The organism is Peribacillus sp. (assembly GCF_059453735.1).
The window spans coordinates 1-2011 of the sequence record NZ_JAZVJO010000154.1; the positions used below are offsets into that span (position 1 = coordinate 1).

At 41.9% G+C, this 2011-nt stretch carries 3 protein-coding genes; 1 reads left to right on the top strand and 2 read right to left on the bottom strand.

Translation table 11 applies throughout. From position 1 onward, the window contains the following. The coding region (locus AC52RT_RS05310) for a multidrug effflux MFS transporter (RefSeq protein WP_495539787.1) at positions 1–875 on the bottom strand (875 nt) is incomplete at its 3' end. Positions 876–1031: 156 nt separating this feature from the next. Continuing rightward, complete coding sequence (locus AC52RT_RS05315) at positions 1032–1175, bottom strand: hypothetical protein (protein ID WP_495539788.1); 144 nt, start codon at positions 1173–1175, stop codon at positions 1032–1034. A gap of 146 nt (positions 1176–1321) precedes the next feature. Here AC52RT_RS05315 and AC52RT_RS05320 point away from each other — a divergent pair. After that, a partial coding sequence (locus AC52RT_RS05320) for an FGGY family carbohydrate kinase (RefSeq protein ID WP_495539789.1) occupies positions 1322–2011 on the top strand: 690 nt, incomplete at its 3' end.

Genomic DNA, 2011 nt, shown 5'->3' on the forward strand with positions numbered 1-2011 from the left:
CCAAACACAAGTAAGACACCTTCCTTCACTTTTCCAGCGAGTCTTCCGGTCACCTGTGAAGCTAGAATAATGCCCACTCCATTTATAGCAAAGATAAGACTAAACATTTGAGCTGATACGCCATAAATATTCTGTAATACAAAAGGTGAACCTGATATGTAGGCAAACATTGCGGCTGAAACAAACCCCTGAGAAAAAGCAAAGCCTATAAAAATCCGGTCCTTACCAAGACGAGAAAATGTACGGAAGGTATTCGCTATACTTCCCTCATTGCGCAGTTCCTTTGGCAATGATTCAGCTAACCCCCAAAAGGCTGCTGCCATCATCATCATACTAAGGATACACAATACAATAAATACACCACGCCATGAAGTGAACTGCAGGAGCTGCCCGCCAAAAACAGGAGCTAAAATTGGGGCTGCTCCGTTTACAAGCATGAGCATCGAAAAGAACTTGGTTAATTTAGTTCCAGAAAACAGATCGCGGACAATTGCCTTCGAAATTACGATCCCTCCAGCACCTGATACGCCCTGTATAAATCGCATCAATATTAACATCTCAACGGACGGAACGAAGGCACATGCAAGTGAGGAAGCACTGTAAACAGCCAGTGATAAGATTAGCGGCATTCTCCTGCCTCTTGAATCACTCAATGGTCCTAAATAAATCTGTCCTACAGCCAAGCCAAGCATACAGGCTGATAAACTGAGTTGTGCTAACGAGGTACTGCTATTCAAGTCATCGGCAAGGGACGGTAACCCAGGCAAATACATATCCAAAGATAATGGACCGATTGCCGCAAACGAACCCAGCACCAGGGCGAGCCAGATCATTCTTCTTTTTGAACTGCTTGAATTCATCTGAAATCGTTCCATAACAGCTTTTCCGCCCTTCACCATTGTTTATTCTTACGATACATCCTGTTCCTTACAATCACAAGATAAAATAAAAAACTGATTCGAATGGCTGTCTTCCTGCAGCCCATTGAATCAGCAATTAGTGAATTACCTAAAAGTCATAATAACAGGGATCTATTTCTTTCCTCCATTCCCTCCAGCCATAGCAAAAATTTCTCCAGCTTTAAGGGTTAAATCTACCCCCTTTAACACAGGATTTCCGCCAAAATGCTTATACATATGTTCAATTTCCAGTAAAGGAACTCCGTTTTTCTCCATTCCATTCCACCTGCCGTTTTATTCTTTTGTAGTAATACAAGTACACATTAATTAATATGTTCTCAGTAGTAGGAATAGTTCCATTTCAAGTAAAGAAGTGTACTTTTATTCAGTGCTTTTGCACTAGCAGAGAATGGAGGGAATCCATGGACTACATTCTTGCGTTTGATGCAGGAACTGGCAGCATCCGGGCTGTCTTATTTGATTTATCTGGCAGGCAGGTTGGCGTTTCGCAGACGGAATGGACACATATAGAAGATGAAAAATACCCTGATTCAATGGATTTTGATTACCAGAAAAATTGGGTGATGATCAACGACTGCATTCGTTCTCTTCTAAAGAAGACGAATATTATTCCATCCGACATTAAAGCCATCAGTGCCACCAGTATGCGGGAAGGATTCGTTTTATATGATGCAGACGGGAGAGAAATATGGGCTTGCGCAAATATCGATGCTCGAGCAGCAAAAGAAGCTGGATTTTTAAAAGCACAAGATGGAAACTTAGAGCAGATGACGTACCAATTGTCTGGGCAGACATTTGCGCTTAGCGCTATTCCACGCTTACTTTGGTTAAAAAACCATGAACCCAAAGTCTATGAAAAAGCAACAACCTTAACCATGATCAACGACTGGATTCTTTATAAATTATCAGGGGAGTTACATATAGACCCCTCTAACGGTTGTACTAGCGGAATATTTGATATACACAATCGCACCGGCTCACGAGCAGCCGCTTTACTATGTGGAATTAAAAGCACGCTCCTTCCTGATGTTAAAGAAGCTGGCACAGTGATCGGGTATATTACAAAACAAATCGCTGCTAGTACTGGCTTA